General features: G+C 56.0%; 24 protein-coding genes. 10 read left to right on the top strand and 14 right to left on the bottom strand.

The annotated features are described in order from the left end of the window. The first annotated feature begins 1 nt into the window (after position 1). From AC3Y7R_RS11660 to AC3Y7R_RS11645, 4 genes are all read left to right on the top strand, one after another. Entirely contained in the window at positions 2-1,099 is a 1,098-nt protein-coding gene (locus AC3Y7R_RS11660; RefSeq protein WP_490042222.1) for an ABC transporter permease, read from the top strand. A gap of 2 nt (positions 1,100-1,101) precedes the next feature. Then, entirely contained in the window at positions 1,102-2,067 is a 966-nt protein-coding gene (locus AC3Y7R_RS11655) for an ABC transporter permease (RefSeq protein WP_490042221.1), read from the top strand. A 112-nt stretch (positions 2,068-2,179) separates the two neighbouring features. Further along, a complete protein-coding gene (locus AC3Y7R_RS11650) occupies positions 2,180-3,097 on the top strand; it encodes a sulfite exporter TauE/SafE family protein (RefSeq protein ID WP_490042220.1) in 918 nt (305 codons plus the stop codon). Continuing rightward, positions 3,094-3,849 (top strand): TIGR02186 family protein, encoded by a 756-nt coding sequence (locus AC3Y7R_RS11645; protein WP_490042219.1) that lies wholly within the window; start codon positions 3,094-3,096, stop codon positions 3,847-3,849. Before AC3Y7R_RS11650 ends, AC3Y7R_RS11645 begins: the two co-directional genes overlap by 4 nt. Here the strand turns inward: AC3Y7R_RS11645 and AC3Y7R_RS11640 are convergent. The 6 genes from AC3Y7R_RS11640 to AC3Y7R_RS11615 all read right to left on the bottom strand — a co-directional run bounded on the left by AC3Y7R_RS11640 (position 3,846) and on the right by AC3Y7R_RS11615 (position 10,033). Beyond that, positions 3,846-5,387 (bottom strand): ATP-dependent DNA helicase, encoded by a 1,542-nt coding sequence (locus AC3Y7R_RS11640; protein ID WP_490042218.1) that lies wholly within the window; start codon positions 5,385-5,387, stop codon positions 3,846-3,848. The genes AC3Y7R_RS11645 and AC3Y7R_RS11640 overlap by 4 nt on opposite strands. A 41-nt stretch (positions 5,388-5,428) precedes the next feature. After that, the gene (locus tag AC3Y7R_RS11635; RefSeq protein ID WP_490042217.1) at positions 5,429-6,061 is read right to left on the bottom strand and encodes an acyl-homoserine-lactone synthase; all 633 of its coding nucleotides are present in this window, start codon (positions 6,059-6,061) and stop codon (positions 5,429-5,431) included. A gap of 96 nt (positions 6,062-6,157) precedes the next feature. Then, positions 6,158-6,850 carry a helix-turn-helix transcriptional regulator gene (locus AC3Y7R_RS11630; RefSeq protein WP_490042216.1) on the bottom strand — a complete coding sequence of 231 codons (693 nt, stop codon included), beginning with the start codon at positions 6,848-6,850 and terminating at the stop codon, positions 6,158-6,160. Beyond that, positions 6,816-7,028 carry a hypothetical protein gene (locus tag AC3Y7R_RS11625; protein ID WP_490042215.1) on the bottom strand — a complete coding sequence of 71 codons (213 nt, stop codon included), beginning with the start codon at positions 7,026-7,028 and terminating at the stop codon, positions 6,816-6,818. The genes AC3Y7R_RS11630 and AC3Y7R_RS11625 overlap by 35 nt, the downstream gene beginning before the upstream one ends. Positions 7,029-7,239: 211 nt before the next feature. Beyond that, entirely contained in the window at positions 7,240-8,532 is a 1,293-nt protein-coding gene (ccrA, locus tag AC3Y7R_RS11620; RefSeq protein WP_490042214.1) for a crotonyl-CoA carboxylase/reductase, read from the bottom strand. A gap of 118 nt (positions 8,533-8,650) precedes the next feature. After that, positions 8,651-10,033: a 1-acyl-sn-glycerol-3-phosphate acyltransferase gene (locus AC3Y7R_RS11615; protein ID WP_490042213.1), complete on the bottom strand. Its 1,383-nt coding sequence runs from the start codon at positions 10,031-10,033 to the stop codon at positions 8,651-8,653. 161 nt (positions 10,034-10,194) lie between these two features. Here AC3Y7R_RS11615 and AC3Y7R_RS11610 point away from each other — a divergent pair, with 161 nt between their 5' ends. Continuing rightward, entirely contained in the window at positions 10,195-12,183 is a 1,989-nt protein-coding gene (locus AC3Y7R_RS11610) for a methylmalonyl-CoA mutase family protein (protein WP_490042212.1), read from the top strand. On the opposite strand, the gene AC3Y7R_RS11605 is transcribed toward AC3Y7R_RS11610, so the two are convergent. Next, positions 12,184-13,146, bottom strand: coding sequence for a hypothetical protein (locus AC3Y7R_RS11605; protein WP_490042211.1), 963 nt, complete (start codon positions 13,144-13,146; stop codon positions 12,184-12,186). It abuts the gene before it with no gap. A gap of 161 nt (positions 13,147-13,307) precedes the next feature. Here AC3Y7R_RS11605 and AC3Y7R_RS11600 point away from each other — a divergent pair, with 161 nt between their 5' ends. From AC3Y7R_RS11600 to AC3Y7R_RS11580, 5 genes are all read left to right on the top strand, one after another. Beyond that, positions 13,308-14,108, top strand: coding sequence for a fatty acid desaturase family protein (locus AC3Y7R_RS11600; protein WP_490042210.1), 801 nt, complete (start codon positions 13,308-13,310; stop codon positions 14,106-14,108). Next, entirely contained in the window at positions 13,994-14,350 is a 357-nt protein-coding gene (locus AC3Y7R_RS11595) for a fatty acid desaturase (RefSeq protein ID WP_490042209.1), read from the top strand. Before AC3Y7R_RS11600 ends, AC3Y7R_RS11595 begins: the two co-directional genes overlap by 115 nt. A 43-nt stretch (positions 14,351-14,393) precedes the next feature. Then, positions 14,394-15,095: a purine-nucleoside phosphorylase gene (gene deoD, locus AC3Y7R_RS11590; RefSeq protein WP_490042208.1), complete on the top strand. Its 702-nt coding sequence runs from the start codon at positions 14,394-14,396 to the stop codon at positions 15,093-15,095. Beyond that, positions 15,095-16,081 carry an aldo/keto reductase gene (locus tag AC3Y7R_RS11585; RefSeq protein WP_490042207.1) on the top strand — a complete coding sequence of 329 codons (987 nt, stop codon included), beginning with the start codon at positions 15,095-15,097 and terminating at the stop codon, positions 16,079-16,081. The genes deoD and AC3Y7R_RS11585 overlap by 1 nt, the downstream gene beginning before the upstream one ends. A gap of 65 nt (positions 16,082-16,146) precedes the next feature. Next, positions 16,147-17,220 (top strand): acyltransferase family protein, encoded by a 1,074-nt coding sequence (locus AC3Y7R_RS11580; protein WP_490042206.1) that lies wholly within the window; start codon positions 16,147-16,149, stop codon positions 17,218-17,220. Here the strand turns inward: AC3Y7R_RS11580 and creD are convergent. Genes creD through sdhA form a run of 7 tightly spaced genes read right to left on the bottom strand, consistent with a single transcriptional unit; the run spans position 17,217 to position 22,865 of the window. Next, positions 17,217-18,626 carry a cell envelope integrity protein CreD gene (creD, locus tag AC3Y7R_RS11575; protein WP_490042205.1) on the bottom strand — a complete coding sequence of 470 codons (1,410 nt, stop codon included), beginning with the start codon at positions 18,624-18,626 and terminating at the stop codon, positions 17,217-17,219. The two genes, AC3Y7R_RS11580 and creD, sit on opposite strands and share 4 nt — an antisense overlap. Positions 18,627-18,663: 37 nt before the next feature. Further along, on the bottom strand, positions 18,664-19,443 hold the full coding sequence (locus tag AC3Y7R_RS11570; protein WP_490042204.1) for a succinate dehydrogenase iron-sulfur subunit: 780 nt from the start codon (positions 19,441-19,443) through the stop codon (positions 18,664-18,666). 9 nt (positions 19,444-19,452) lie between these two features. Next, positions 19,453-19,776 carry a succinate dehydrogenase gene (locus tag AC3Y7R_RS11565; protein ID WP_490042203.1) on the bottom strand — a complete coding sequence of 108 codons (324 nt, stop codon included), beginning with the start codon at positions 19,774-19,776 and terminating at the stop codon, positions 19,453-19,455. Then, a complete protein-coding gene (locus tag AC3Y7R_RS11560) occupies positions 19,773-20,501 on the bottom strand; it encodes an FkbM family methyltransferase (protein WP_490042202.1) in 729 nt (242 codons plus the stop codon). Before AC3Y7R_RS11560 ends, AC3Y7R_RS11565 begins: the two co-directional genes overlap by 4 nt. Further along, positions 20,471-20,770 (bottom strand): hypothetical protein, encoded by a 300-nt coding sequence (locus AC3Y7R_RS11555; RefSeq protein ID WP_490042201.1) that lies wholly within the window; start codon positions 20,768-20,770, stop codon positions 20,471-20,473. The genes AC3Y7R_RS11560 and AC3Y7R_RS11555 overlap by 31 nt, the downstream gene beginning before the upstream one ends. Further along, positions 20,767-21,060: a hypothetical protein gene (locus AC3Y7R_RS11550; RefSeq protein WP_490042200.1), complete on the bottom strand. Its 294-nt coding sequence runs from the start codon at positions 21,058-21,060 to the stop codon at positions 20,767-20,769. Before AC3Y7R_RS11550 ends, AC3Y7R_RS11555 begins: the two co-directional genes overlap by 4 nt. Continuing rightward, positions 21,060-22,865: a succinate dehydrogenase flavoprotein subunit gene (gene sdhA / locus AC3Y7R_RS11545; protein ID WP_490042199.1), complete on the bottom strand. Its 1,806-nt coding sequence runs from the start codon at positions 22,863-22,865 to the stop codon at positions 21,060-21,062. The genes AC3Y7R_RS11550 and sdhA overlap by 1 nt, the downstream gene beginning before the upstream one ends. Positions 22,866-22,880 lie beyond the last annotated feature (15 nt).

Raw genomic sequence — 22,880 nt, 5'->3', positions numbered from 1 at the left:
AATGGACCAATTACCAAAATGGGCTGACCTGATCGTTGTGCCACTTGTCGGGCTGCTCATGGCCTTCGTGTTGTCCATGTTGATGGTTTTGGTTACCGGCCACGACCCGGTCGCAGCCATCAAATTGATGATCTCCGGCGCGCTCGGATCAACCTATGGCTGGGGCTACACGCTGTATTACGCCACCAACTTTATCTTTACCGGCCTTGCGGTTTCCGTAGCTTTCCACGGCTCCTTGTTCAACATTGGCGGCGAGGGTCAGGCGGCTCTTGGCGGCCTTGGCGTGGCACTGATTTGTCTGTTCATTCCGTGGCCCCACTGGTCCATCGCATTGATTGCGGCTTCCGCGTCTGCGGCGGCGTTCGGCGCGCTTTGGGCACTGATCCCTGCCTATCTGCAAGCCAAACGCGGCAGCCATATCGTGATCACCACGATCATGTTCAACTTCATTGCGGCCTCCCTCTTGAACTATGTTCTGGTCAACCAGCTGCGCCCCAAAGGCGCCATGGACCCCGCCACGGCCAAGTTTCCAGAACCCACACATTTGCCCTCGATCGGCGAGATGGCGAATGCCTTAGGCCTGTCTTGGGCCAAAGGCACCCCTGCCAATATCACCTTGTTAGTGGCCCTAGTGGCCTGCGTATTGGTCTACCTTTTGATCTGGCGCACCCGCTTTGGCTACCAGTTGCGTGCCTTTGGCAAATCGCAACCCGCCGCCATTTACGCAGGCATCAGCCCGGTTAAAATCACCATCATCGCAATGATGATATCGGGCGGTTTGGCTGGCATGATGGCTATCAATAACGTCATGGGCGAGGCCGAGCGCCTGATCCTTGGCTCCGTCGAGGGCGCGGGCTTTATCGGTATCGCGGTGGCTTTGATGGGCCGCTCGCATCCCGTCGGCATCCTGTTCTCAGCGCTTTTGTTTGGCGCACTTTATCAAGGCGGCGCCGAGTTGGGTCTCTGGACCAAAATCCCGCGCGAGTTAGTGATCGTCATTCAGGCCTTGGTGATTTTGTTCACCGGCGCGCTGGACAACATGGTCCGCCTTATCGTGGCCAAGCTATTCTTCCGAAACCGTAAATCGGCGGAGGCGTAGACATGGACTACAACACCCTCCTGCAAATTCTCGACAGTGCGCTGCGCCTTGCAACGCCTCTGCTCTTTGCCTGCCTCGCCGGGCTGTTTTCCGAGCGCGCGGGCATTTTCGACATCGGATTAGAGGGCAAAATGCTCATGGCCGCGTTTTTCTCGGCGGCCACAGCCTATTCAACCGGCTCCGTCTGGTTGGGCCTCTTGGCGGGGATTGCCGCCTCATTGGTGTTGTCCCTTATCCATGGCTTGGCGTCGATTACCTTTCGCGGCAACCAACTCATTTCTGGCGTGGCGATCAACTTTCTCGCATCCGGCCTGACCGTGTTAATCGGGCTAAGTTGGTTCAAACTTGGGGGCCAAACTCCGGCGCTGCGTGGGGCCGCGCGCTTCCAAGGGATCGACCTGCCCTTTGCCGAGGCCCTGTCTGGCGTCCCCCTCATCGGCCCGCTCTATTCTGTAGTCTTGTCGGGGCACACCATCCTCGTCTATGTCGCCCTGCTCTGCGTGCCATTGTCTTGGTACGTGCTATACCGCACCCGCTTTGGCCTGCGCCTGCGCGCCGTGGGTGAAAACCCGGCAGCCGTGGACACCGCAGGGATTTCCGTGGTCGGTCTGCGCTATTCGGCTGTCCTGATTTGCGGCGTTCTTTGCGGCCTTGCGGGGGCCTATTTGGCAACCGGCCTAGGCGCGAGCTTCGTCAAAGAGATGACAGCAGGGCGCGGCTACATCGCATTGGCAGCGCTGATATTTGCCAAGTGGCGACCATGGTATGCGCTGTTCTCAACCTTCTTGTTCGGGCTACTTGAAGCCGTGTCCAACCGCTACCCCAGCATTGATTTGGGCTTTGTCACGCTGCCCTCGCAATTCATGCAAGCACTACCCTACATCCTGACCGTGGTGATCCTCGCTGGATTCGTTGGTAAGGCCATCCCGCCCCGCGCTGGCGGCGAGCCCTATGTCAAAGAGCGATGATCGCGACAAAAGAGGCCCATTTTAACCCGCAAAAGCACTCAAATGCCTATTTTTGCAACTGGACTCACATTTTTGATTTGCTCAGTCCAGTTGCCGGAGGCTAAGAAAGCCCATGCAAATCTACCTCCCAATTGCCGAGGTCTCGGTCAACGCCTTCTTGTTGTTGGGCCTTGGCGGAATTGTGGGCATCTTGTCGGGCATGTTCGGCGTTGGCGGCGGCTTCCTGATGACCCCATTGTTGTTCTTCATAGGCATTCCGCCAGCCGTGGCCGTGGCCACCGAAGCCAACCAAATTGTTGCCTCGTCGTTTTCCGGTGTCCTAGCACATTTCAAGCGCAAAACCGTTGATCTGAAAATGGGCCTCGTGCTGCTGATTGGCGGCTTGGTTGGGGCGGCAATCGGCGTGCAAGTCTTCGCCATCCTGCGCGAGATGGGCCAAGTCGATCTTCTGGTGAAACTTTGCTACGTGCTGTTTCTTGGCGTTATCGGCGGGTTGATGTTTTTTGAGAGCCTGCGCGCTATTCGCCGCTCAAAAAACCCCAAAGCGCTGCCGCCGCGCAAGAAACACGGCTGGATTCACGCCCTGCCCTTCAAGACCAAATTTCGCACCTCCGGCCTGTATATATCGGTCATTCCGCCCATTGTGGTTGGCCTGTTTGTTGGCATTCTGGCCGCAATCATGGGGGTTGGCGGCGGCTTTGTGATGGTGCCTGCAATGATCTATCTGTTGGGAATGCCCACCAAGGTTGTGGTCGGCACCTCCCTGTTTCAGATCATCTTTGTGACTGCGTTCACCACCCTGCTACACGCCACCACCAACTATACCGTGGATATGGCGCTGGCCGTTTTGTTGCTGGTTGGCGGGGTGATTGGTGCACAAATCGGCACGCGCATCGGCGTAAAGCTGAAAGCCGAACAGTTACGCATTTTGCTGTCCATTATGGTCATCGCGGTCTGCGCAAAACTGGCGCTTGATCTGCTGATTGAGCCGACGGAGCTTTTCTCGCTAGGTAGCGGTGGCCACTCGTGATCCGCGCTCTTTTACTCGTATTCAGCCTCATTGCAGCCCCTGTATTTGCGGAGCAAGTCGTCGCAGATCTGTCGCGGGACGAGGTTGCCATCACAGCCAATTTCGATGGTTCCGACATCTTGATTTATGGCGCAGTCAAGCGAGATACGCCGCCAGAAGGTAGCCCTTTAGACGTCATCATTGCCGTCTCGGGACCCCAAAAATCAGTCAGCGTCCGTAAGAAAGCCCGCCGGTTTGGTATCTGGGTAAACACAGCCTCGGTCGAGGTGGATCTGGCCCCCAGTTTCTACGCCGTGGCCTCCAGTGGGATATTGGAGACGCTGCTGTCAGAGGTCGAAGACCTGCGCCACGCAGTCTCCATTCCCCGCGCAATTCGATCGGTCGGAGCGCCTTCCGATGTCGCCAATACTGCCGAATTCACCGAGGCTCTGATCCGTATCCGCACTGGTAAAAACCTGTATCAACAGCTCGACAGTACCGTGACGTTCCACGATCAAACACTCTTTTCAACCACGATCGACCTGCCCGCCAATCTGGTTGAAGGGCCGTACAACACCCGCATATTTTTGGTTCGCGACGGATTGGTGATTGATGAATATGAGACCATAATCAGCGTCAACAAAGTCGGGCTAGAGCGCTGGATTTATGATCTGGCCCACAACAAACCGCTGGCTTATGGTTTGTTGTCACTGTTCATCGCAATCGTCGCAGGCTGGATGGCCTCCGCCGTCTTCCGCTACATCCGCTTCTAGTCAGCGTCACTATCTTCAACAGTCAGCTCTAAACGTGCCGCGCTTTTGGGCAAATCATCCGTGCGCAACGCCCCGGTTGGGCGCGCCAACATGTTTCGCGTGATCCACATAAGCCGGTTTTCAGCACGGGTAATTGCAACATATGCAAGCCGTTTCCACAGCGGCTGCCCCGCCTCTTCGCGCCCAGCACGCGCGGCAGCATATAAATCCGGCGCGAAGACCTGAACCGTATCCCATTGCGAGCCCTGCGCCTTGTGAATTGTTACCGCCGCACCATGTAGAAAAGCCGCGCCCATGCGGGCTGCAAAAGGGATGAACGGCTCTTCTTCACCCGGCGCTTCAATCTTGATGATCGAGGCGGCAGAAACCTGCGGGTCTTCCGCGCCAATCACATGCAGCCGTGAAAACCCGGGCTTGTTCCCCGGTCCCATATAAACCACCTGCGCGCCCTTAATCAGGCCACGCGCCTCAAGATCAATCCGTTTTTTGCGGTGTTTTGCAGGCAGCTCAATCCCGTCACAAATCAGCGGCTCACCCGGAAGCAACGTGTCCACGGTCGCGCCATAAGCCCCCCGAAACGCCTGAATTAGCCGGATGCGCGTCGCATTGCGCCAGACCAGAACAGGCGAGCGGGCCATTAAATCCGCCTCGGCCCGTTCCGCGTAGACCACACGGTCATCCTTAGCGGCCGCCTCACGCACCATTTGGTCAAACGCGTTAAAATTAATGGTCGGGTCCGCTAAGGCATGGGCCAGATCAAGGATCGGATTGTCCTGCGTTTGGCGGTGTACACGCGACAACTCCAACCGGCGGCCGTCCTTGAGTTTGTCAAACACCATTGCACCAGATTGACCGACAGGGGCCAATTGCGCCGGATCACCAAACAGGATCAGCGTCGGAAAAATTTCCCTCAAATCTTCATATTGCTTCTCATCAAGCATCGAGGATTCATCAATAAACCCGATATCCAATGGGTCTTCACGCCGCTTCCAGCCTTGAATAAAGTCAGACCCTTTCAGTCCCGCCGCGGCCAGTGCACCGGGGATGGATTTGTTGTTGGCATAAAACAGCCGCGCACGCTCCAGTGCCACATCTGTAATACCCTCAACTTCGGGCTTTTCACCTTGCCCGGCCAACCACTCAGCAATCCGCTCATACTCGGGGTCATATAATGGGGTGTATAAAATTCGGTGGATCGTTGTCGCAGGCACACCACGGTTGCGCAGCACACTTGCCGCCTTATTGGTCGGGGCCAGCACCGCAATTGTGCGGCGGTCTTTGCGCGGCTTACCATCGTAGTCGCCTGAGATCAGATCAACGCCCGCCTCTTGAACCGCCTCAACCATCTTTGCCAGCAGCAATGTCTTGCCCGACCCCGCCTTGCCAACAATCGCCATAACCTGGCTTTTGGCCTCGTTCAAAGGGGTCGTATGCCCCTCCAACATATCTACCCCCGCGCCAGCCATAACCTCGGCAATGGCATCATAGGCTTCGGCTTGATCGTCAGAAAAGACAATATTTATGGGGGTGCGTGACATAGGCGGACCCTATCTCGCACCCCGGTGATTTGCCAGTGCGATCAGGCCGCAATTGCCACCTCTTCGTGTCCGAAGGCACGATTATACCAATGCCTTGCGACCTCGATCGAGACCCCTGCCTTGCCCGCCATTAGGGACAGGATTTCAGGCGTAAACTCCCACAACCCAGCGCTAATTGCATCGCGCCCCTGCCCTTCGGACCCCAGCACCTCGGGCGCCCAGCCAAGTTTACGATATATCCGAACCATCCGTGCATCGAACACGCCAACCGTATGCGTCAGCCCACGCCCCAAGCCCAGCTGTGCACCTGCCATCATCAACAACGCGGCGATACGCCCGCCATCTTTACTCGACGGAGAGATACAAAACCGCGTCGTTTCCCAAACACGCGGAGCCGTCAACGGCCCCCCCGCCAGATGCGCAAAGAAGTCGTTCAGCATCGTCTCCCCCGTCGTGGGCAGAAACCTCATAGAGCCACCATGCAAACCATCAGGACGCTCCCAGATCACATAAAGCGGGTTCAGGGCGTCATATTGATCACGCTCATATCCACGCTCGTCCACGCTCACCTCCCACTTAAGGCGGTCATGAAATTGCACTGCGCGGTCGCGCAACATGCTGTCTTCAAGTTTTGGGTAGGCCGTCATCTGGTCGCCGTAAAGGTATCTGATCATTTGGAACTCCATCCGGGTCGGGAGGATGGAGATCGCAAAGTTTTATTAAGCTCAGATCAAAGCTGCGTCCGCAGATAGTTAGAATTTGCAACAAATTTAAACGACTATCAGGCCATGTGTCAGCGCCATGGCCACAGCGTGCGTTGTATTTGCCGCGCCCAGCTTGAAGCGCGCACTCTCAATATACACGCGCAACGTGCTCTCGGAAATCTTAAGGGTCTCTGCAATATTTGCACGGGTGGCCCCCGTGGCAAGCAACGTCAGCGCGTCCTTTTCACGCGGTGACAATGACCGAATGGGACCACGGTCGGGATTTCCTTCTATCTGCAAGGCTTTCTCATTGAGATAATGGGAGATCAAAAGTAATTCCCCAACCCGTTCGTTGGTGAACTTTTCCCATGTGTCATCGCTGCATTTTTGGTTCACCGAGAACAGGGCAAATTGCCCGCTTGGCCCCCGAATTGGAACACTAAACCCTTGATTGCCAACGCCCGCAGCGATTGCTTCGCCAAGAAAATTTCGGGCAGGTTTGGGCGACCAGTCTAACGCTTTCCAGTCAATAGGGCGGAACTGGCGATAGCAACCTTGGACCACCGGATCTATGCGGGCATAGTCTTTTTCAACATAGCGCTCAACCCAATCGGCATCATAGGTCAGTGCCGCATATTGCTCGCCCGTGCTGTTAACAGAGTGGTAGACGAGATGTTCGATATCATAGACATCGCGCAGCCCATCAACAAAAGTCTGGACTTCTTCAAGCGTTGTCGCCTGTGAAAGAGCTTCTTGCATGTCTATGAGTTTGTTCAATCTCACCTGCCAAACGGCGCCGTGATCGGGCCGGCGATGCGAGCTCAGTTGTTGCAACCATGATCGTATCGTCGAGGTGCTCAGCTAAGTAATCCAATTCATTACTAGCTGAGAACTTCTTAAGGTCCATCAAGACGTCAATAATCCAGTCATTCGTCATGAACACTATCCTTCCGAAAGGGTTAATCATCCGTTAACAACTAGGTTAACAGCGGAATATCGCCGAAAATATTCGCTAATTAACCCTCCCCATAAATAGCGAGTCAGGTTTTGGTAAGCTTTTGGTGGATTTGGATTGCCTAAATTTTGAGCACAGAAAAGCCCGCGAAATCCGGCGATTCGCGGGCTTTTGAAAGGGTCGCCTAGTAAGGTCAACCCTCGCGGCTAGCCTCAAGCGTATCTTCAAAGGTTGTCAAGCCTGTGCGCGGCGCTGACACCAAAACGGCCATGTTCCCCGGCTTATGTTCATTGCGCAGCATCTTGGTGTGTGCCTTTGGAATTTCATTCCATGGAAACACTTCGGACATGCAGGGATCCAAGCGACGCTCGACCATCAGCTTATTCGCCGCAGCCGCCTGTTTGAGATGGGCAAAGTGAGACCCTTGGACGCGCTTTTGATGCATCCACAAATACCGCGCATCCATTGTCAAATTATAGCCCGTTGTCCCTGCACAAATCACGATCATGCCACCCTTTTTGCACACGAATACAGACACAGGGAACGTCGCCTCACCGGGGTGCTCAAACACCATATCGACGTTGTTACCCTTGCCTGTGATGTCCCAAATGGCTTTGCCAAATTTGCGCACTTCACCGAACCATTCTTTATATTCAGGCGTGTTCACGGTGGGCATTTGGCCCCAGCAATTGAAATCTTTGCGGTTGATGACGCCCTTTGCACCCAATCCCATCACGAATTCGCGCTTGTCCTCATCCGAGATCACACCAATCGCATTTGCCCCGGCCGTATTGGCCAATTGCACTGCGAACGAGCCCAATCCGCCTGACGCACCCCAGATCAATACGTTCTGACCCGGCTTCAATTCATGCGGGTGATGGCCAAATAACATCCGGTAAGCTGTGGCCAACGTCAGTGTATAGCACGCACTTTCTTCCCAGCTAAGGTGCTGAGGGCGCGGCATAATTTGCTGGGCCTGCACACGCGTAAACTGCGCAAATGACCCGTCAGGTGTCTCATAGCCCCAAATCCGTTGGCTGGTCGAGAACATCGGATCACCACCGTTACATTCCTCATCATCGCCATCATCTTGGTTGCAATGCACAACCACTTCGTCGCCCACTTTCCAACGCTTTACCTTATCGCCAACGGCCCAAATGATGCCCGCAGCATCCGATCCCGCAATATGATAATCAGCTTTATGCACATCAAACGGGCTGATTGGCACACCAAGCCCCGCCCAGACGCCATTATAATTCACGCCAGCGGCCATCACCAAAATCAACACTTCATGGCTGTCAATCGCAGGTGTCTCAACCACCTCATTTAGGAAACTGTCTTCTGGGTCACCATGCCGGTCGCGCCGAATGGCCCACGCATACATTTTCGCAGGGACGTGACCCATCGGGGGAATTTCACCGACCTCATAGAGGTCTTTTTTATCTGCACTATTGTCCATCATATCGTCCTGCGTATCTAGGGCCATGGTAGGCGTTCCCCATCATTTCGTGCCGCGACGCAGAATCAAATGCTGCATCGCCAATAAAGAAGAGATACAAACGTCAAAGTAACAATACAACCCCAGTTTGGGTATTTTTGTAATTTTATGTCGCGTCGAAATGGGCTATTGAAGAGGCATAATAGCCGATCACTTCAGGTGCCTTGTCACTCACCTCGACCATGCCCCCCACTTGCCGGATAAGTCCGCGAACCTCCAACATGCGTAATGCCTCCTCCACTGCGCGCGTGCAGACATCGCTCTCATTTTCTACCGGCAAGCACAGCTCCCGCTGCTCACCACCGTATTTCGCAATATCAGCCGTAAACCTAGTCACAATCTCGGTGACCTTTATCGCGCCCTGCGCATCCAGCAGAAAGCGACAGACCAAAGGCACCGGCAGGATTGGCACAACCCGACTGACGCGGGTCATAAGCTCCGCCCCAAGTTTCATGGTTGTATCCTCCGGGTTCTCCGTCAGAAACGCCTTCAATGACACGGGCTGCCCAAAAGCCACGGCAGCAAACCCCAAACGATGAAATCGCCCTGTCACCCGTTGCCACAAGTGCCTGCCAACGTATTTTGCCACATGAGCAATCCTGAACTTAAAGCGCGCAGACTTCTCGCCCGCAGCCGAGATTAAAACCCGGTCTTCCAGCACCCTGTCATAATTCAGACCCACCGGCACGAACACAACATCGCGCGTCCCCGCAGGATCAAACCCATCTATAATATAGCTGATCAAGCCAAGTTTCGGCTGCCCTAACCCGCCGGTCCGCGACAATCCCCCTTCAGGGAATACCGCTTGCGCAACACCCTCCTTCGTCGAAAGCTGCACATAACGCGCCAGAACCCTGCGATAGAGCGGGTTAAGGTTTTTCCGCCGGATAAAGTAGCCACCCATCATCTTGATCAACGGGCGCAAGGGCCAGCCACGCGCCCATTCACCCACGGCATAAGACAGCGCACTCTCACGCGCGGCTAGGTAAGTCACCAACACATAATCCATGTTGGAGCGGTGATTCATAATGAACACCACCGTCGCCTGCGGGTCGATATCGGCCATTGCCTCGCTGCCAGTATTAACCACACGCACCCGATAAAGCGATCGCGACACCCACTTGGCTACCCGCGTGCCCAGCCCGAAATATATCGTGGCACTGAACGACGGCACAATCTCGCGGGCATAGCGCTCCGCCGTTTCGAAAGCCACATTGTCGGGCACGCCCATCTGGTCGGCATAGTCATTCACCGCACGGATCACATCAGGATCATACAGAACATTCTGGATCATGTCGTGGCGCCGCGCCAGTTTGAACGGCTGGATCGGGCGGGCTAGTCGCGCATTTAAGCGACCAACAACCCGTTCAGCCCTGCGCCTGAAAAACCACCGAACTGACGGGAAAAGTAAATGCGAAGCTGCCGTAACCGTGGCCAATACCCCGATAAGAACCAAAGCCCAGACGGGCATTTCAACTGTACTAAACATAGTTCAAGACAGTGGCAGTGTTTGCGTCCTCGGTAAATCCTTTGTAAATCTCCGTTAATCCGACATGCTGCGATGCAGCGCGTTGACATTAATATAATCTTTCAAGTAACAATCAAACTAAGCAATAATATTACTAAGCCATGATTCCTGCGAGGCCCTCCATGTCCGACACTTCCGACACCTCCACCGCCCCTAAAAAGGATCGTCCTTGGTTGTTTCGCACCTATGCCGGGCACTCAACGGCCAAGGCCTCAAACGCGCTCTACAAGGGCAATCTCGCCAAGGGGCAAACTGGCCTCTCCGTCGCCTTCGATTTACCGACACAAACCGGCTATGACAGCGATCACACTCTGGCGCGCGGCGAGGTTGGCAAGGTTGGCGTTCCTGTTGCGCATTTGGGCGATATGCGTGCCTTGTTCCACGATATCCCGCTCGATCAGATGAACACCTCGATGACGATCAACGCCACGGCCCCTTGGTTGCTGGCCCTCTATATTGCCGCCGCGCAAGAGCAAGGCGCGGATGTATCCGCCCTGCAAGGCACGGTGCAAAATGACCTTATCAAGGAATACCTGTCGCGCGGTACATATATTTGCCCGCCAAAACCCAGCTTGCGGATGATCACCGATGTCGCCGCTTATACGCGCGAGCATCTGCCAAAATGGAACCCGATGAACGTCTGCTCGTACCATCTGCAAGAGGCCGGAGCCACGCCCGAGCAAGAACTTGCCTTCGCGCTGGCCACGGCCACCGCCGTGCTGGATGATCTCAAAGGCAAAGTCCCGCCCGAGCATTTTCCCGCCATGGTTGGTCGCATTTCCTTCTTCGTAAATGCAGGCATCCGGTTCGTGACCGAGATGTGCAAAATGCGCGCTTTTGTAGATTTATGGGATGAAATCACCCTTGAGCGCTATGGCGTGCAAGACCCCAAATTCCGCCGTTTCCGCTATGGTGTGCAGGTGAACTCGCTTGGCCTGACCGAGCAGCAGCCCGAAAATAACGTCTACCGCATCTTGATCGAGATGCTCGCCGTGACCCTCTCCAAGAACGCCCGCGCGCGCGCCGTGCAATTGCCCGCATGGAACGAGGCCCTTGGCCTGCCGCGCCCGTGGGACCAGCAATGGTCGCTGCGGATGCAACAAATCATGGCGTTCGAGACGGACCTTTTGGAATTCGACGACCTGTTTGATGGCAACCCCGCCGTTGACCGAAAAGTCGAAGCCCTCAAGGCTGGCGCCCGCGCCGAGCTGGCCACGATTGACGCGATGGGCGGCGCCAACGAGGCGATTGAATATATGAAATCACGGCTGGTCGAGGCCAATAGTGCGCGCCTTGGCAACATCGAAACCGGCCAAACCACCGTTGTTGGCGTGAACAAATTCCAACAGCACGAGGAAAGCCCGCTCACCGCTGGCGACGAGGCCATTATGGTCGCCGACGCCGACGCCGAGGCTGACCAAATCACGCGCCTGAACGCATGGCGCGCATCGCGCGACAACGCAGCCGTTAAGGCTGCCCTTGCCAAGGTTCACCAAGCCGCACAAGACGGCACCAACATCATGGCCCCCACCATCGAGGCCGCCAAAGCAGGTGCCACCACCGGCGAATGGAGCGACGTGATCCGACAAGTGTTCGGCCAATATCGCGGCCCTACTGGCGTCTCGCGCAACCCCTCCAACCGCACCGAAGGGCTGGACGATATTCGCGCTCAAGTTGATGCTGTCTCTGACAAACTGGGTCGCCGCCTGAAGTTTTTGGTCGGTAAACCCGGCCTAGACGGCCACTCCAACGGGGCCGAGCAGATTGCCACGCGCGCACGCGATTGCGGCATGGATATCAGCTATGAAGGCATCCGCCTGACCCCCGACGAGATTGTCGAGGCCGCTGTAAAAGAGCAGGCACATGTCGTTGGCCTATCAATCCTGTCCGGCTCTCACATCCCGTTGATCGAGGACCTAATGGGCAAAATGAAAGCCGCAGGATTGGGCCACATCCCCGTCGTTGTCGGCGGCATCATCCCAGAAGACGACGCCACCCACCTGCGCGCGATGGGCGTGGCCAAAGTCTACACGCCCAAAGATTTCGAGTTGAACCGCATCATGGTTGATCTGGTCGCATTGGTGGACCCGAAAGGCATCGCGGCGGAGTAGTTAGCGCACGCTGATACTGCCCACCATTCGACTGGTTTCTCCATCGAGTTCACTCAAAATAAAGAAAAGTGACTTCTCCACATCTAGGGGGATGCTATCACCAGTACGCAGGTATTGGCCTCCTTGGCCAATAAAGTTGAACCGAAGTCTAGTCGTTTGATAATACCTCATCGTCAAGATCGGGTTTGAACCATTGCAAATGTAGGAACCACTTTCAAACGTCACGCCCACAATCGGCTGCTTTCCCGAGACATCTAGACAAGTATTCTTCTTCACAACAATCGGCTGGCCCGCCGCCTGCGGCACCCGCGCTGCTTGCGCTGTAGTTGTCACGCCCGTCGCCCGCGCATTCATCGCGGCAAGTAACTTCGCGGTATCCACGTTTCTGCCGTCAGCCCCTTTCGGCCCAATTACGCCAACCGGCCCCACGGGGCCTTCTGCGCCAGGCGCGCCAGAAAGGCCCGCGACACCTCGCTCGCCCCTCACGCCGGCAAGACCCGCAGGGCCGTCTGCCCCGCGCAATCCTTGCTGCCCCCTAGGCCCTTGCGGGCCACGAATAACGTCGCGATATTGCTCGGCCAGCACCGCTGCCACCTCATCTGGTGACACGAACCCTAACCGCGAGCCATTCCCGGATTTAAGTTTCGAGAGCTGGTCTTTAAATTGCGAAAGCTGGGCCTCCAGCGCCGCCACCCGCACTGCCGATGGCTGAACTCGCAAAACCGCGCGCCCCTGATCCGCAACATCCTCCTCCAGTGACGCCAAGCGCGCGCCGACCTGCCCTACATTGCTGCGCAACTCAGACGCCGCCACCGCTTCTTCAATCCGTTGTTGAACCGCATCTTCGCTCAGCACTGCGTTATTAAACCTCGACTGCTCAGATACGCCCATCCACCCCACAGCAACCGTTGCGAAAGCTCCAAGCACACCCGCGCCAAGCGGTATAATATAGTCTTTAATCATCATCTCGTGCGTCACCCACCCTGTAATATTGCAAGCCTATCGCCTTGCCCGTCTTTGTCCAGCACTTCCCCCCAAGCGGTCCAAACACCACAGCCTTGAGCAAGATCACGATCCATTCCATACTCCCCACTATTAAAGTTAAGTATTAAAAGGCCCGCAGCATGCAAGCCACTGATCCGAAAACACGCCGCCCCGCCCGTGAATGGATACCAATTTTAGCAAACTACCGCACACCTTCTCTGAAGCGCTCGATCTGGGAGCTCGCCAGCACTCTGGTCCCATATTTCACGCTTTGGGCCGTTGCATGGTGGTCGCTATCGGCGCAAATTTACTGGCTCACGGTTCCCACAGTTATCCTTACAGGCATGTTGATGATGCGCATTTTTGCTATTCAGCATGATTGCGGCCATGGCGCAATTTTCAAATCCTGGCGCGCCAATCGCTGGCTGGGGCGTTGCCTTGGCGTGATCTGCATCGCGCCCGCCGCCGTTTGGGCCAAAAAACACGATGTGCACCATGCCACCCATGGCAATCTTGATCGCCGCGAAATGGGTGACTTGTTGACCCTGACAGTGGCAGAATACAACGCCAAAACTCCGTTTTGGAAGGCCGCGTACCGGCTGTATCGCAACCCTTATTTCCTCTTGGCATTCGGCCCGTTTTACTCATTCTTTTTGGAATACCGCCTGCCAGTTCGCTTGATGGATCGCCGCGAATATTGGGTCAGCGCCATGGGCACCAACCTGTCTATCGCCATTGTTTTAGGCATTATCTATGCGTTTGGCGGCTGGGACCCGATCCTATATATTTTCGTGCCCTCAACCTTGATCGGGGCCTCGTGTGGCGTTTGGGTGTTCTATATCCAGCATCAATTCGAGGGCGTTGGGACCACCAAGAAGATTGGAGCGTCCTTGATGCTGCCCTTTATGGCTCCAGCTATTACGTTTTACCAAGCTGGCTAAACTGGTTCACCTGCAATGTTGGCATCCATCATGTGCACCACTTATACGCGCGCATTGCGTTCTATCGCTTGCCCGAAGTTTTAGCCGACCACCCAGAATTAGCAGCCACAAACCGGGTCACATTTCGCGACAGCCTGCACTGCCTCAAACTGAAACTTTGGGACGAAGATAGCCGCCATATGGTCGGTTTTACAGCCGCCAATACGATTGCCACACAACAGGCGCTCGCGCCCGCACAATAGGGCTGATATGATGGGGAAAACCTGATCTTTAGGAGCCTTACCCATGACCATTCATATCGGTGCCAAACCCGGCGATATCGCTGAAACTGTTCTGATGCCCGGTGATCCATACCGCGCTAAATGGGCGGCCGAGACCTTCCTTGAAAATCCAAAACTGATTAACGAAGTGCGCGGCATGTTGGGCTTCACCGGCATGTGGAAAGGCAATCGCGTCACCATTCAGGGCTCTGGCATGGGGATGCCGTCCCTGTCCATCTATGCCAATGAGTTGATCAAAGACTACAACGCCCAAACCCTGATCCGCATCGGCTCATGCGGTGCAATGCAGGAGAAAATCAACCTGCGCGACGTGATCCTCGCCACCACCGCCTCAACCCTGACCACACCCTCGCGCGGTATTTTCAAAGAACTGCAATTCGCCCCCACATGCGATTGGAACTTGCTGCACTCAGCCTTCCACGCGGCCGAGGCACGCAGCGTATCCACCCATGTAGGCGGCATCTATTCATCAGATATTTTCTATGACGAGCGCCCAGACTTGAACGAGCAAATGACCCGCCATGGCGTTCTCGCCGTGGAAATGGAGGCGGCCGAACTCTACACTCTCGCCGCCCGCTATGACCGCCGCGCCTTGGCTATTCTGACCGTATCCGACCACTTGATCACTGGCGAAGCTCTGCCCTCTGAGGACCGCGAAAAAAGCTTCGGGGATATGGTTGAAATCGCACTAGAAGCAGCTTTCTGATGAAACAACGCCAGCTAGGGACCCGCGGTCCAATGGTCGGGGCAATAGGTCTTGGCTGTATGAGTTTTGCCGGATTTTATGGTAAAACCGACGAGGCCACATCGCATGACACCCTGGACGCCGCTCGTGATTTAGGTGTCACCTTTCTGGACACCGCCGAGCTATATGGCCTTGGTCAATCCGAGAAAATAATCGGCTCCTACCTCAAGATGAACCCCGGACACGGATTCAAAATCGCTACCAAAGGCGGGATCATCGCGCAGCCAACGCGCCATTTTAATAATTCGGAAACCGCCCTGCGCACCGCGCTTGCCGGATCCATGAAGCGGCTCGGGGTTGACTACATTGACCTCTATTATGTTCACCGCCGCGAGGCTGAGCGCCCCATAGAAGACGTTGCACATACCCTTGCGAAATTCATTAAAGAGGGGTTGATCGGCGGCTTTGGGTTCTCTGAAATAGCTCCGAGTTCCCTGCGTCGCGCCCACACCGTGCACCCAGTCACAGCCATTCAAAGCGAGTACTCCCTTTGGACCCGTCAGCCCGAGATGGGCATGATCCAAACCTGTGCCGAACTGGGCGTGGCCTTCGTTCCCTTCTCACCCGTCGCGCGCGGTATGTTTGCCGATACACTCCCCAATCCGGGCACATTTTCCCAGACGGATTTTCGCAATGCTCAGCCACGGTTCCTTGGGGAAAACTTCACCGCCAACTGCAAAACCATCAACGCATTCCGCGCCTTTTGCACGACACGCGGTTGGAGCCCCGCCGCCGCCGCCATCGCATGGGCGCTGGATCAAGGTGCGCACCTAATCCCGATCCCCGGCACCCGCAGTCGCGCGCATCTAGAGCAACTGGCTCAAGGCAATGCGGTCATTTTTACAGATCAGGATCGAAACAAAATCCAAAAACTTCTGCCCATTGGATGGGCGCATGGCGACCGTTACTCTGACGCGCAAATCATCGGGGTAGAGCGCTACTGCTAGGTTGAAATCGGTCCTATTTTTGACGAATTCGTATGATTTATCCCTGCATGAAAGGGGCAAAATTCATGCGTATCACTTACCTAGACCACCTGCGTGCCATGTGCATGATCTTCGTCGTGGTGCTACATGCTTACTACCTGATCGACTACGCCCCTGCCGCGCCTTTTGCCGTGTTTATCTACAATTTTTGCATGGGGACGTTCTTCATTATCTCTGGCTATGTCATGGCAGCAACCCTGCCCGATGGCCCGATCTGGCCACATTTACGCGACCGTTTGCGCCGCTTAGCTTGGCCGTTGGCAACAGGGTTATTGCTGGTAAATCCGGCCACCCTAGCCCTCATCCACGGCGAGTTTAGCGCTGAGTGGGCGCAAGACGTGGTGTCACGCGCCCTATCTGGCCGCCTCTTTGTGCATCTGTGGTTTCTGTTCAGCCTGATGGGCTTTATCTGCGCGGTGCCGCTGATCTTGCGCGGTCTACGCTCTGCCACATGGGGGCGTTTAACCTCACCCAGCATCCCGGCACCCTACATCGCCACCGCGATCACCCTTGTCGCCGTCACGGTGCAAATGGCCCTCGCCGCGACCATTGGCTTGGACCTGCCCGCCCCCTTTGACGGCTTCACCAAATATGGCTGGGCGTTCATCACTGGTCTGGCCCTGTTTCAACATCCAAAAGCGTGGGAGGCCATACATCGCCCCGGTCCCCTGCCCTTTGTGATTGCCGCCATTTTCTGGCTGGCCATGATCGACGGCTGGGCCACCCCTGGCACGACGGCACACCACATGCTGCACGCCGCGCGCATTGCCTCTAGCACTGCTGCCATCAGCTTCGGCTTGCTCTGGGCGTTCCGTCGGTTCTTCCACCGCGCCACGCCGCTGTGGTCTTTCATCTCACAGGGCGCGTTAACCACCTACATCTTGCAATGGTTGGTGCTGCATACATTGCTAGCGCCCCTCACCGCCATCGGGCTGGAAGGCGGCGCATTATTCGCGGCTTTGATCATCTGCACCTTGGCAATCAAGCTGCCAACCCATCACCTGATCGTCAAACGGGTGCCGGTGCTGGCCCTGTTGCTAAACGGGGTGCCACTTCGACGCCGCACCCCCGTAGAGCTCTCAAATCCAACCCCGGCTTAGGTTTCATCCACGGACGGCGGCGGCGATGCTGGCGGTGTTTTTCCGTTCAACCAATCCATCACCCCATGCCCCGGCTCGCCGTACCAATCCTCGTTGCGTGTCAGGTACATCGTGCCTGCCAGCGCCACGAACGCTAGGGTGGAGCCTGCCAGAAGCGCGTAATCTGCACTGCGCAAGATCAGGTACAACACCCCGTAAAGCAGCAGCAACATCACGCCCAAAACGGCAGACCGCACACCCAGTTTCATGCCCACATAGCCAAACAACGTCAGCAAAATAATCGTCGCGCCGGCTGAGACTCCATAGGCCGCCGTAAAGCCGATTTGCTCGGAATAAGCGACCATCAACAGCACAAACAAAGACTGCGCCAAGCCAATGAAAATATATTGCACCGGATGGGTCGGGCGGCCAGTGCGGTCTTCAATCAGCAGCACGGTCAGGAAGGTCAACGCGATGAACAAAATGCCATAGCGCGCCGCGCGGTAGGCTTTTTGGTAGAAGTCATTGGGCTGGAAAAACTCAACTCCGAAAGCCGTCTGCGTGCGCGCAGTCTGATCCGAATTTTCACGCGATATTTGCGGCAGGTTACGCGCTAGATGCGGGATCAGCCATTCCGCCTCAAAGCCTTGCTCGCTGACCGTGCGCGTATTTGGCAAGAAGGCCCCTGAGAAGCTGGGATGCGGCCAATCGCTTTTGAACACAACGCGCGAGGTTCGCCCGACAGGCGTCACCTCAAAGCTGCCAGCACCGTTAAAGCCAAGCTCCAGATCATATTGCGAGGTTTTCCGTGGGTCGCCAATCTCGGCCATAATGCCGGGGTTGGTATCGCTGCGACTGCCCGTTATCGGCTCTAGCTGTACATCCTTGCCATCCACAAGCAGCGTCGCGGCACCGCGTAACGCCTTGTTGGATCGTAGCGATACCCGAAGCTTAGCGTCGGCCCATAAAATTTCTTCATCCTCAAAAACTTCATCCGTGACCGTGCTGAAATCAAACGTAGATTTGATATGCGCCGTCGCCACATAGACTGGCACACGAAACACACCGCGTGCACGGGTTTGCGTTTCAGAACCCAAAGTGAAATCATAATTATTGGGATAAAGATAAATCGCGCGCTTATACTTAACCTCGGTGATCTCGTATTCTTCTGTTGTGATGACTTCTTTGCCATCCACGATCTTCGCCACTTCACGCTTTTCCTTGCGCGTAACGGGCCCCTTCACAGGGATATAAATCTGCGGCCCAGAAACCAATTGCGGGCCACCCCATTCCTCCCCGGCCGAGGATACAGTGTTACGACTGTGATCTGCACGCGCGTCGATCACCTCGCCCGCCAAAAATAACGGGACAAACATCAAAACGGTCAGCAGACCGACAATAAGAAAACGAAAACCAATAGATCTCATAAAAATACTCCGAAGTTACTACCCCGGAGTATTATGATTAAACGCGGCGTTCGACCATCATCTTTTTGATCTCACCAATTGCCTTGGCCGGGTTCAAACCCTTGGGACAAGTCTTGGCGCAGTTCATGATCGTGTGGCAGCGGTACAGCTTGAACGGGTCTTCCAACTCGTCCAGACGCTCGCCCGTTGCCTCGTCACGGCTGTCGATGATCCAGCGATAGGCGTGCAGCAATGCGGCTGGCCCGAGGTAGCGGTCGCCGTTCCACCAGTACGATGGGCAGGAGGTCGAGCACGACGCGCACATCACGCATTCATACAGGCCATCCAGCTTTTTGCGGTCCTCAATGGTTTGACGCCATTCTTTCGCGGGGCGGTTAGTTTTGGTTTCCAACCACGGCATGATCGACGCATGCTGTGCGTAGAAATGCGTCAGGTCGGGGATCAAATCCTTGATCACAGGCAGGTGTGGCAGCGGGTAGATTTTTACATCACCCTTGATCTCGTCCATGCCGTAAATACAGGCCAGCGTGTTGATCCCGTCAATATTCATCGCACAGGAGCCACAAATCCCTTCACGGCAAGACCGCCGGAATGTTAGCGTCGGGTCAATCTCGTTCTTGATCTTGATCAGCGCGTCCAGAACCATCGGGCCGCATTTATCCATATCAACAAAATACGTGTCCACCGACGGGTTCTTGCCGTCATCCGGGCTCCAGCGATAAATCTGAAACTTGCGCACATTGGTAGCACCCGCGGGCTTCGGCCACGTTTTGCCACCCATGATTTTCGAATTCTTGGGAAGGGTCAGTTCAACCATGTTGCTCTCCTACGTCAAAAACGGCGCAAAGCCGTCTTTCAAAAGACATTGTATAGTTTCGGGGCGGGTGGCAATTTCAACCACCAGCTGGGTCTCGTTCGGGCCAATACCCGTCACACCAGCCTTCGCCAGCGTTAAAATTTCTCCGGCCGAGGCGTTATTGATCACGCAATCGGTGGCAGGCTCCAGCGGCACGCCGGGGAAGCGTTTTGCCAAGACCGGGCTGATTGCATCTTTGGCCTCTTTACGCGCCAATTGATCGGCCAAGCCGTCCTCGCCGCAGGCACTTAAACCCATAAGCGACACGAGTGCTAAAATTGAGATCCGCTTCATTCGGCCCACCTTGTAAATAAAACATCCATATGACGCGGCTGCGCCTTTTTGCCCGCATGTGCGGCCACCGCCAGCACATCGCGAAATTCCAGCCCCGATTTTGCCAACTCTGCAATCATCGCAGAAGGCGGTGCTACACCCTTAAACCGATGCGTCACCGACATCTCGACAATCACAAAATCGCAGCGCTTCAATGTCTCCGAGCCACCTTGCAACACATCCAGCTCAAAGCCTTCGGTGTCGATTTTCAGCCCGATGCGGCCCTGCAAATCCGCCGCCAACATATCTAGCGTAATGACCGGCACCTCACGCTTGGCCACATCCGTAAAACTATCGACCAACTTATCCGTGCGCTCCATCAGGCTCGCCATTGCGCCGCCCTTGCCCGGTTCGGTCTCGGGCACGCTCAGCATAGCCTTGCCCTGCGCAGCCCCCAAGGCCACCGCGCGAAAATCAAACCGTTTGGGCGACACGCCAGCCTTCACCGCTGCCTCGCATTCCGCTTGCGGATCAACCAGCACAAAATGCGCATCGGGAAAGCTGCGGTATAGCCACGGCGTGCCGTCATGCACGCCCACGTCAATCACGTAGTCGGGCGCAAAACCATACCCCTTCAGGTAAGGTGGGCGCGTCTTCCACGGATGTAGGGTAAAGCCCTCATCGCGCGCAGCCCGTCGTATGCCAGCTACATCACTCAGAGCGGAACCCCGTTCAATTCCAGACACGCCAACGTGCCGTCGCGTGTCATAATCTCCGAGATCAAACCCGTTGTCGCCGCATCCAAAACCTCACCCACGGCTGACAGGCGTTGCAGCTCCTCGGAAGTCGTATTTTGCGCACCACAGTTGGACGCCGCCGCCTGCTGCTCTGGCGTCAACTCCGGCGATACATCTGCCACAAACCGCGCAATAGATTGCTCGCTGGCTTGCGTCGGCTCGTCCAACGCAGGCTGCACACACCCCGCGAGTATCATCAAAATCGCAAACTTCTTCATGTCGAGGCCCCTATCGTGATCCCAAACGTCGTCGGTTGCGGCTTGCCATTCACGCGGCGGTCGACGCAGGCCTCAAACGCCTGATCCGGCGACTGCGGGCGAAACACTTTATCCGCCACCGTGATTGAGCCGCGCGCCTTGCCGCCTCCCGTGCCAACACCCACGCCCACATGACCCTGAACGCCGTCAGCCAACCCCACTTCTTCGCGACACAACTCAGCTGCCCGCTGCGGTGAAACCGGAACAGGGGCACAAGCAGCAAGCGCCAAAAAGAGGGCCGCCCAGCGCATTAGTATACGCGCTTTTTCGGGGCGATCGTTTTCAATTTGATCCCGCCATCGCTTTCAGGCGTCAACGGATCAAGATGCACTCCGCGATAGGTCAACGCCACTTTGTTTCCGTCGATGGTCGAAAGCGAGTGCTTGCGCCAGTTCTTATCGTCACGATCAGGATAATCCTCATGCGCATGCGCACCACGGCTTTCCTTGCGCGCCTCTGCGCCCACGATTGTCGCCAAAGCATTCGGCATCAGGTTGGCCAGCTCCAGCGTCTCCATCAAATCCGAGTTCCACACCAGCGAGCGGTCGGACACCTGCAAATCATCCATCTTGGAGGCAACGGCCTCCATCTTGACCACGCCCTCGGCCAACGACTTATCCGTGCGGAACACAGCAGCATCAGCTTGCATGGTTTTCTGCATCTCAAGGCGCAGTTCTGCCGTTGTAACATTGCCTTTTGCATGGCGCAGCCCGTCGAAACGATCCAACGCCGCGTCGATAGATTTTTGCGGCATCTCTGGGTTCGGCGTACCTGCTTTCACAATCTCGGCGGTCCGAATGGCCGCTGCACGACCAAATACCACCAGATCAATCAGCGAATTGGAGCCAAGGCGATTTGCCCCGTGAACCGAGGCACAGCCCGCCTCGCCCACGGCCATCAGGCCCGGTGAGATACGTTCAGGATCGTCGGCGGTCGGGTTCAAAACCTCACCCCAGTAATTCGTCGGAATGCCGCCCATATTGTAGTGCACTGTTGGCAACACAGGGATCGGCTCTTTGGTCAAATCCACGCCAGCAAAAATGCGTGCGCTCTCCGAGATACCCGGCAAACGCTCTGCCAAGGTTTCCGGTGGCAAATGGTTCAGGTGCAAATGGATGTGATCCGATTGCTCGCCCACACCGCGCCCTTCGCGAATTTCCATCGTCATGCAGCGCGAAACCACGTCGCGCGACGCCAAGTCTTTATAGGTCGGCGCATAGCGCTCCATGAACCGCTCGCCCTCGGAATTGGTCAGATAACCGCCCTCGCCGCGTGCGCCCTCAGTGATCAAACAGCCAGAACCGTAAATCCCCGTCGGGTGGAATTGCACAAACTCCATGTCTTGCAATGGCAGACCTGCGCGCGCCACCATACCGCCACCGTCACCTGTGCAGGTATGCGCAGATGTCGCCGAGAAGAACGCACGGCCATAGCCGCCCGTCGCCAGCACAACCATCTTGGCGCTAAACAGGTGCATCGTGCCGTCATCCAACTTCCAGCACATCACGCCGGTACATACGCCGTCATCATCCATGATCAGGTCGATGGCGAAGTATTCAATATAGAATTCCGCGTTATGCTTCAGCGATTGGCCGTAAAGCGTGTGCAAAATCGCGTGACCCGTCCGGTCAGCCGCGGCACACGTCCGCTGCACAGGGGGGCCTTCGCCAAATTCAGTTGTGTGACCACCAAAGGGGCGTTGGTAAATCTTGCCCTCTTCGGTGCGCGAAAACGGCACACCGTAATGCTCCAGCTCGTAGACCGCTTTGGGGGCCTCACGCACCAGATATTCCATCGCGTCCATGTCGCCCAGCCAGTCGGATCCCTTGACGGTATCGTACATATGCCACTGCCAATTGTCCGGCCCCATATTCGACAGCGATGCGGCAATGCCGCCCTGCGCTGCAACAGTATGGGAACGTGTCGGGAAAACCTTGGTGACGCAGGCAGTGCGCAGGCCCTGCTCGGCCATACCCAATGTAGCCCGCAAGCCAGCGCCACCAGCACCAACTACAACAACGTCATATTCGTGAGTTTCGTATTCGTAAGCAGCCATGTCTAAGGGGCCTTC

The sequence above is a fragment of the Litoreibacter sp. genome, assembly GCF_058136045.1.
This window is presented reverse-complemented; position numbering and strand designations above follow the sequence as displayed.

Coding starts and splice junctions, on each gene's coding strand:
- AC3Y7R_RS11660 (WP_490042222.1), top strand. CDS start 2: ATGGACCAATTACCAAAATGGGCTGACCTGATCGTTGTGCCACTTGTC.
- AC3Y7R_RS11655 (WP_490042221.1), top strand. CDS start 1,102: ATGGACTACAACACCCTCCTGCAAATTCTCGACAGTGCGCTGCGCCTT.
- AC3Y7R_RS11650 (WP_490042220.1), top strand. CDS start 2,180: ATGCAAATCTACCTCCCAATTGCCGAGGTCTCGGTCAACGCCTTCTTG.
- AC3Y7R_RS11640 (WP_490042218.1), bottom strand. CDS start 5,387: ATGTCACGCACCCCCATAAATATTGTCTTTTCTGACGATCAAGCCGAA.
- AC3Y7R_RS11635 (WP_490042217.1), bottom strand. CDS start 6,061: ATGATCAGATACCTTTACGGCGACCAGATGACGGCCTACCCAAAACTT.
- AC3Y7R_RS11630 (WP_490042216.1), bottom strand. CDS start 6,850: ATGCAAGAAGCTCTTTCACAGGCGACAACGCTTGAAGAAGTCCAGACT.
- AC3Y7R_RS11625 (WP_490042215.1), bottom strand. CDS start 7,028: ATGACGAATGACTGGATTATTGACGTCTTGATGGACCTTAAGAAGTTC.
- ccrA (WP_490042214.1), bottom strand. CDS start 8,532: ATGGCCCTAGATACGCAGGACGATATGATGGACAATAGTGCAGATAAA.
- AC3Y7R_RS11615 (WP_490042213.1), bottom strand. CDS start 10,033: ATGTTTAGTACAGTTGAAATGCCCGTCTGGGCTTTGGTTCTTATCGGG.
- AC3Y7R_RS11610 (WP_490042212.1), top strand. CDS start 10,195: ATGTCCGACACTTCCGACACCTCCACCGCCCCTAAAAAGGATCGTCCT.
- AC3Y7R_RS11605 (WP_490042211.1), bottom strand. CDS start 13,146: ATGATTAAAGACTATATTATACCGCTTGGCGCGGGTGTGCTTGGAGCT.
- AC3Y7R_RS11600 (WP_490042210.1), top strand. CDS start 13,308: ATGCAAGCCACTGATCCGAAAACACGCCGCCCCGCCCGTGAATGGATA.
- deoD (WP_490042208.1), top strand. CDS start 14,394: ATGACCATTCATATCGGTGCCAAACCCGGCGATATCGCTGAAACTGTT.
- AC3Y7R_RS11585 (WP_490042207.1), top strand. CDS start 15,095: ATGAAACAACGCCAGCTAGGGACCCGCGGTCCAATGGTCGGGGCAATA.
- AC3Y7R_RS11580 (WP_490042206.1), top strand. CDS start 16,147: ATGCGTATCACTTACCTAGACCACCTGCGTGCCATGTGCATGATCTTC.
- creD (WP_490042205.1), bottom strand. CDS start 18,626: ATGAGATCTATTGGTTTTCGTTTTCTTATTGTCGGTCTGCTGACCGTT.
- AC3Y7R_RS11570 (WP_490042204.1), bottom strand. CDS start 19,443: ATGGTTGAACTGACCCTTCCCAAGAATTCGAAAATCATGGGTGGCAAA.
- AC3Y7R_RS11565 (WP_490042203.1), bottom strand. CDS start 19,776: ATGAAGCGGATCTCAATTTTAGCACTCGTGTCGCTTATGGGTTTAAGT.
- AC3Y7R_RS11555 (WP_490042201.1), bottom strand. CDS start 20,770: ATGAAGAAGTTTGCGATTTTGATGATACTCGCGGGGTGTGTGCAGCCT.
- AC3Y7R_RS11550 (WP_490042200.1), bottom strand. CDS start 21,060: ATGCGCTGGGCGGCCCTCTTTTTGGCGCTTGCTGCTTGTGCCCCTGTT.
- sdhA (WP_490042199.1), bottom strand. CDS start 22,865: ATGGCTGCTTACGAATACGAAACTCACGAATATGACGTTGTTGTAGTT.